At 49.7% G+C, this 6,473-nt stretch carries 7 protein-coding genes and 1 pseudogene; 2 read left to right on the forward strand and 6 right to left on the reverse strand.

The genetic code is table 11. The features are described from left to right. From PLA23_RS08860 to PLA23_RS08885, 6 genes are all read right to left on the reverse strand, one after another. Nucleotides 1-1,323 (reverse strand): response regulator (locus tag PLA23_RS08860; RefSeq protein WP_324474902.1); only part of this gene is annotated, 1,323 nt, incomplete at its 3' end. A gap of 84 nt (nucleotides 1,324-1,407) precedes the next feature. After that, the gene (locus tag PLA23_RS08865; protein WP_324330036.1) at nucleotides 1,408-2,295 is read right to left on the reverse strand and encodes a thiamine pyrophosphate-dependent enzyme; all 888 of its coding nucleotides are present in this window, start codon (nucleotides 2,293-2,295) and stop codon (nucleotides 1,408-1,410) included. Nucleotide 2,296: 1 nt separating this feature from the next. Next, the gene (gene porA / locus PLA23_RS08870; protein WP_324330034.1) at nucleotides 2,297-3,457 is read right to left on the reverse strand and encodes a pyruvate ferredoxin oxidoreductase; all 1,161 of its coding nucleotides are present in this window, start codon (nucleotides 3,455-3,457) and stop codon (nucleotides 2,297-2,299) included. Beyond that, nucleotides 3,458-3,715 carry a 4Fe-4S binding protein gene (locus PLA23_RS08875; protein ID WP_324330032.1) on the reverse strand — a complete coding sequence of 86 codons (258 nt, stop codon included), beginning with the start codon at nucleotides 3,713-3,715 and terminating at the stop codon, nucleotides 3,458-3,460. 3 nt (nucleotides 3,716-3,718) lie between these two features. Next, a complete protein-coding gene (locus PLA23_RS08880) occupies nucleotides 3,719-4,261 on the reverse strand; it encodes a pyruvate ferredoxin oxidoreductase subunit gamma (protein WP_324330030.1) in 543 nt (180 codons plus the stop codon). A 40-nt stretch (nucleotides 4,262-4,301) separates the two neighbouring features. After that, on the reverse strand, nucleotides 4,302-5,177 hold the full coding sequence (locus PLA23_RS08885) for a methanogenesis marker 12 protein (protein ID WP_324474901.1): 876 nt from the start codon (nucleotides 5,175-5,177) through the stop codon (nucleotides 4,302-4,304). 43 nt (nucleotides 5,178-5,220) lie between these two features. Between PLA23_RS08885 and PLA23_RS08890 the strand changes: the two genes are divergently transcribed. Beyond that, nucleotides 5,221-6,147, forward strand: a complete 927-nt coding sequence (locus PLA23_RS08890; protein WP_324330026.1) for an NAD-dependent epimerase/dehydratase family protein — start codon at nucleotides 5,221-5,223, stop codon at nucleotides 6,145-6,147. 3 nt (nucleotides 6,148-6,150) lie between these two features. Beyond that, nucleotides 6,151-6,473, forward strand: a pseudogene (locus PLA23_RS08895) (cofactor-independent phosphoglycerate mutase); the annotation flags it as partial.

Genomic DNA, 6,473 nt, shown 5'->3' on the forward strand with positions numbered 1-6,473 from the left:
CTTCTCCTTCAGGGAGGCCATCATATTCTGCTTTAAAAGCTCCTCCTGTGCCCTGACTTTCTCCTCGGCCTCTTTTCTCTGGGTGATATCAAGACAATTGCCGATGAGACAGTCTGAACCATTGGCCCGCAACATTGTTACGTACAGCTCAATCTGTATCTGCATGCCATCACGATTCAGGGCGGTCAGTTCAAGATGGGCATATTCCCTCCATCCTGACCTGATCTGATCAAGAGTTTCGCGAACCTGTTCTGCATCGGGCATCTGAAAAAGACCTGGAAGAGACTTCGTCCTGATGATCTCAGCCCGTGAATACCCAAATATTGCAGAAAACCGTGGATTGATATAGAGGAACCGGTTATTTCGTATAAGAAACACACCAACCAGGGATTTTTCAACCGGATTTTTAAAATAATCCTCTATATATGCCCGGTACCGTGCTGCTCCGGCAAGTTCTGTGAGCATGGTGTAGGCGTAGAGTTCAGGTTGTGTTAGTTCTTTTTTCATTTCGCTGAAAAAGAGGGTAAGATATCCCCATCGTTCATCACCCGCCTTTACCGGAAGAAAAACGGCTGAACCAACTTCGAGCCGTGTCAGTCCCTCACGCTCTGATGGAAAGGCATCATCCGAATTGATGATAATATAGGGATCATCATCATGGTTCATCCCCATGGCTCTGATAAGATCGCCAAACAGGTCGCACCGGTTGGGATTTTTGAGTGCTTTCTCCTCATCTTTCCACCAGGTAATAAGCTCCGGCACATCACTTCTCTCCTCATGATGCTGTGGATCTCCAATACATGCTCCGATCGCTCCGGTCACCTGACCTAGTTCTTTCAGGATCGTCTTCATCTCGGTATAGAAATGCTCCCCTTTCAGGAGTCGTCCGGCCGTTCTTCCGATAACTTCAAGGATGAGGTCTTTTCTCTGAATTGCAGCCTCTGCACGGGCTTTTTCAACCAGAATGGTGATCTTGTGTGAAAGATCCAGTACCTGAATCTCAAGATCTTCGGCTTTATTCTGGTAAAAATCTGCTCCGGCATTTAATGCTTCGATTGCCGTCTCTTTGCTGTCATTGCCGGTGAGCATGATAAATGGGAGACGAGGGTATTTTTCCCTGATATGACGAAGAAGCGTTATTCCGTCCATGTCAGGCATGTCATAATCGGAGATAACTGCCTGGATATCATGACGCTCCAGATATTCAAGTGCATCCAGTCCGTCAAGACAGACATGTACAGTGAAAAGACCGGTCTCTTCCAGGTAAAACTGGAAGATATTTGCAAGCTCCCGATTGTCATCAACAAAGAGTACGGGGATAATTCAGACCACCCGTTTCGGTTTATACGCTTTCACCCAGAGCGTATATAAGGTTTAGGTATCGGGAGCCGGACACGAAAAATATACTTATATTTTCAGATCTATGCCAAATTTTTCTGCATTTGCATCGGCAATAGCCTGAATTCTTGCAATCTCTTCAGTATTGACAGTTGGTTTGAAAAGATGGGCAAAGCGCTTCTGAACACGAAGATACTCTTCCACCGGTTTTCGTTTGACCTTTTTCGCCTTCTCAATCTTTCCGTTCACAATCTCATAGTTCACCCACAGCCCGGTCTCAATTGCAAGTTTACCAATTTCAATGGTCTTTGAGCCGTCAAAACCCCACCCGGTGCAGCAGGGAGTATGGATCTGAATGTAACAGGGACCTTCAGTATTCACAGCCCGCTCAACCTTCTTGATGACATCATTTGGGTATGCAATTGAGCAGGTTGCAACATACGGAGCCCCGTGGGCAGCAAGGATCTGCGGCATATCTTTCTTTGGTCTGGCATTCCCATGACTTTTCTTTCCGGCTGGAGAGGTGGTGGTGCTCGCATCCAGGGGTGTGGCGCCGGAACGCTGAATACCAGTATTCATGTACGCCTCGTTATCATAGCAGATATAGGTGATATTGTGTCCCCGTTCAAAGGCACCACTAATACAGAGCATGCCAATATCAAACGTTGCCCCGTCACCACAAATGCATAGGACATGCTCATCCCGGCCCTGCCGCTTTAAGGCAGATTCAACACCAGATGCCACAGCTGCCGCATTCTGAAAGAGTGAGTGTATCCAGGGGACTTTCCATGCGGTCTGGGGATATGGCGTTGAGAATACTTCCATACATCCGGTTGAAGCACAGACAATGGAACGCTCTCCGGCTCCCTTGAGAATTAATCTGGCTGCAAATGCAGGGCCACATCCGCCACAGGCCCGGTGCCCGGAATCGACGAGTTCCAGGGTTCTGTCTGCCATATCAGATCAGCTCCTCCCGAAGGCCAAAGAAACAATCACCATTGCCAGCCTCAATTGCATCGGTCATCTTTTTAATATCCTCAATTCTGATATCACGCCCGCCAAGTCCTGCAACATAGCTGAGAACCTGCACAGAAGAATCACAGAGGGCATCCTTGATCTCATATCCGACAGCCCCTTTCATGCGGGAGCCGATTGAGATATTCTTTTCAAATACACCAATTTTTTTGATCCCGGACAGTGCTTTTCTGATATCATCTGCAGGGAAGGGACGGAAGGCACGGATTTTCAGCAGGCCGACCTTTCTTCCTCCGGCCCGCATTTCATCAATAGCATCCTTGATAGTGCCACACACAGAGCCCATAGCAACAATAGCAATCTCTGCATCATCAAGCCGGTATGCCTCTACAAGCTCACTATAATCCCGGCCAAACTTATCCTTGAACTCTTTTCCTGCCTGCTTTATGACGTCAAGAGCTCGAATCATTGCCTGATCCATCTCATACCTGAACTCCATATAGTAGTCAGGCGTTGCATACATCCCCATGCTCAGCGGATCATCGGCATCCAGTTTGTTTATGGGAACATACGCAGGAAGGTATGCATTGACATCCTTTGCATCCGGAATATCCACTGGTTCATAGGTATGAGAGATGATAAATCCGTCAAAGCAGACGAAGACCGGCAGCATGACCCGGTGATCTTCTGCCACCCGGTATGCGAGCAGATGCAGATCAAACGTCTCCTGCACATCCTCAGCGTACAGCTGAATCCAGCCTGCATCACGCAGACTTATGGAGTCCTGCTGGTCGTTCCATATTGAAAGCGGAGCACTGACGGCCCGGTTTGCAATCGACATAACTACAGGCTGCCTCATACCAGCAACATTGAAACAGACCTCGGCCATGAAGAGAAGACCCTGTGAGGAGGTTGCCGAATATACCCGCGAACCTGCGGCAGAAGCCCCAAGACATGCGGAAAGGGCGGAAAACTCACTCTCTACACAGATGTATTCACTTTCCAGGGTGCCATCGGCAACCATCTCAGCAAGTCGCTCCACGATATGTGTCTGAGGAGTGATGGGATACGCAGAAATGACGTCAGGTTTTACCAGCCTGACTGCTTCTGCTACTGCATGGGAGCCTTCGAGAATTGCTTTCATTTATTTCTCCTCCGTTTCCATGGTGATGGCTTTTGCCGGGCATTCATGGGCACACATACCGCACCCTTTACAGAAATCATAATCAGGATTATACTGCTTGTCACCGGTCAGGATGCACCCTTCCGGGCAGACCAGCTGACACATGCCACATGATGTACATTTTTCATGATCAAAGACCGGGCGGAACACCCGCCATGATCCGGTTTTATTATCCCGTGCCTGACCAGGAGCTGCCGCACATCCGATACGGAGTGTCATGGCTTATGCACCTCTCTTGACAAGGTCGTATGCCGCACGACTGGCTGCCACATTTTTATCTGCAAGGCTGCCGGAGAACCGTTCCCGAACCGCTTCTTCAAGCGCTTCAAGACTTATCTCACCTGATGCTGCGGCAAAGGCACCCATCAGGGTAGTGTTTGTGATCGGGACACCAAGAATATCCAGTGCAAGCCTGGTTGCATCAATTGGAATATATCTGACACCGTCTGGTATGGTGCCATGAATATCCCCGCTGGTATTGATGAGGATTATGCCCCCTTTCTTCATCCCGGAAAAGACGTTTACGTCCTTGATGAGGGTACTGTCCTGTACAATGACGTAATCCGGTTCATACACCTGGCTTCTGAGCCGGATCTTTTCATCCGAGAACCTGACAAAAGCCTGGACCGGTGCACCCCGCCTCTCCACTCCAAATGCCGGAAAGGCTTGTGAGAATACTCCGCTCTTAAAGGCTGCAACGGCGATCAGCTCGGCCGCAGTGACCGACCCCTGACCACCTCTCCCATGGATCCGTAACTCTCTCAAGAAAATTCCCAGAATATTTTACACGATTAATCATATAAAATTACAGTCTGACCGGGATGTCAAGAATTTGTGTGACCTTTTTTGAAAAAACGTCCTCTGCAATCCTCGATAGCCCCTTTGCCGCTGTCCATTCATCAAGCACGAGAAGATTACATCCAAGCAGACGGCCGATCTCATCAGATACAGAACCTGCCCTGCTCCCGCATAACGCGACCGGGGCATCGGGTGCTAAAAGACGCAACGATGCGCATTCCATGGCAGCAAACATGGCAAGTGCGGCCTCACGGTCAGGATCCTGCAGGGTATCCCTCACGCCTGCATGAAGAAATGCGTCATTTGCAGTCATTCTCCCGGCATCAATCGCCCGGATGGCATCAAGGTCAAGGGCTCCATGCACCCAGCCGGGAGCAAACAGGCATGCATCAAATCCACCGACGATATGATTATCCTTTATGAGCAGGGTGACGGTATTGGAGCTGATGTCAGATACAATACAGGTTGGACCAAGATGATATACCACCTCATATGCAAGACCAATCTTTTCCGGGCTGGCCTGGTGTGAGTAGACCTTGAACCGGGGATCGGTATGAGAACCACGGTGAAGACCAGGGATTGCAATCGCCGGGATGCCACTCTCTTTAATGATATCAAACACCCGTGTCCCCCCACCGGTATGTTCACCTGCACCCTCACGACTTACAAGACCACGGTTGGTTAAGGATGCGATGGGTAAAATGACCGAAAAATTATCTCCCATGGAGTAGGTAACCGCAAATCCCTCAATCTCTTCCCCTCCGGTCAGGTGGAGGAGGTCAGAGAGTTGAAACGACACTGCCTCTGCCCGGGGAATTTTATAGACCCTTCCTCCACCGGCAAATCGCATGGCAGTCGTTCCATGATCGATCCCAACAAACATTGCTGTTATACATTTAGGTAGAAGGAAAGGGATATGAGTATGGATGCGCAGTATAGTGACCGGCGGTGCCGGGTTTATCGGGTCGCACCTGGTAGATTATCTGGTCAGTGCCGGTGACGACGTAATAGTCATAGATTCCCTCATTTCCGGCGATCTGAACTCCATACAGGATCATCTGGATTCAAAAAGGATCACCCTGGTAAGCGCAGATCTTCTCTCTGACTTATGGCAGGAACACCTTTTTGGGGCCGACCGGGTATATCACCTTGCTGCAGATCCAGATGTGCGGGAGAGCTCGGTATCCCCTGATAAGCAACTGAATAACACCATTATTGCAACACACCGGGTTCTTGAAGCGATGAGAAAGGCAAGCGTTCCGGAGATCGTCTTTACCTCAACATCAACCGTTTATGGAGAGGCATCGATTATCCCGACCCCGGAGTCGTATACCCCGATGGAACCGGTCTCGGTCTACGGCGCCTCAAAACTTGCCTGTGAAGCACTCATATCAGCATACTGCCACAGCTTTTCCATGCGGTCATGGATATTCCGGTTTGCAAATATCATCGGTGCCAGATCAGGTCATGGCGTGATCACCGACTTTATCAGAAAGCTCAAAGCAAATCCTCATGAACTTGAGATCCTTGGCGACGGGAAGCAGACAAAATCATACCTTGAGGTCAGGGAGTGCATCAGAGCCATCATGTTTGTTGTGCATCATACCCAGGACCCGGTCAATACCTATAATATCGGATCAGAGGACTGGATATCGGTGACCGAGATAGCAGATCTTCTCTGCCAGGAGATGGGCCTGTCACCGAAGTACCGGTATACCGGCGGAAGCAGAGGATGGGTGGGTGATGTCCCAAAGATGCAGCTAGATATTAGCAGGCTGAAGAGTCTTGGGTTTATCCCTGAAATCTCCAGCAGAGAGAGCGTGAGAATTGCGGTGAAATCCGCCCTGGAGTGATATATGACAGAGAAGTACTGCATCGTCCTTGGTGATGGTATGGCAGACGAGCCGCTTTCCGAGCTCTCAGGGATGACACCGCTTGAGGCTGCATATACCCCGAATATGGATCATATCGCCAGAGAGGGGGCTATGGGACTTCTTCAGACCGTGCCGGAGGGGTTTGCACCAGGGAGTGATATTGCAAATCTTTCCGTTCTTGGGTATGATCCTGCGGTCTGCTACACCGGCAGGGGAGCTTTGGAGGCAGCAAGCATGGGAATTTTCCTGGGCGACAGGGATGTTGCGTACCGCTGTAACCTTGTCACCATACGGGATGATATTCT

This window comes from Methanospirillum sp. (genome assembly GCF_035406105.1).
Classification (GTDB): Archaea; Halobacteriota; Methanomicrobia; order Methanomicrobiales; family Methanospirillaceae; genus Methanospirillum.

Bases quoted from the DNA above. Each gene is read 5' to 3' on its own strand.
- PLA23_RS08875 (WP_324330032.1), bottom strand. From the start codon at position 3,715: ATGACACTCCGTATCGGATGTGCGGCAGCTCCTGGTCAGGCACGGGAT.
- PLA23_RS08865 (WP_324330036.1), bottom strand. From the start codon at position 2,295: ATGGCAGACAGAACCCTGGAACTCGTCGATTCCGGGCACCGGGCCTGT.
- porA (WP_324330034.1), bottom strand. From the start codon at position 3,457: ATGAAAGCAATTCTCGAAGGCTCCCATGCAGTAGCAGAAGCAGTCAGG.
- PLA23_RS08890 (WP_324330026.1), top strand. From the start codon at position 5,221: ATGCGCAGTATAGTGACCGGCGGTGCCGGGTTTATCGGGTCGCACCTG.
- PLA23_RS08885 (WP_324474901.1), bottom strand. From the start codon at position 5,177: ATGTTTGTTGGGATCGATCATGGAACGACTGCCATGCGATTTGCCGGT.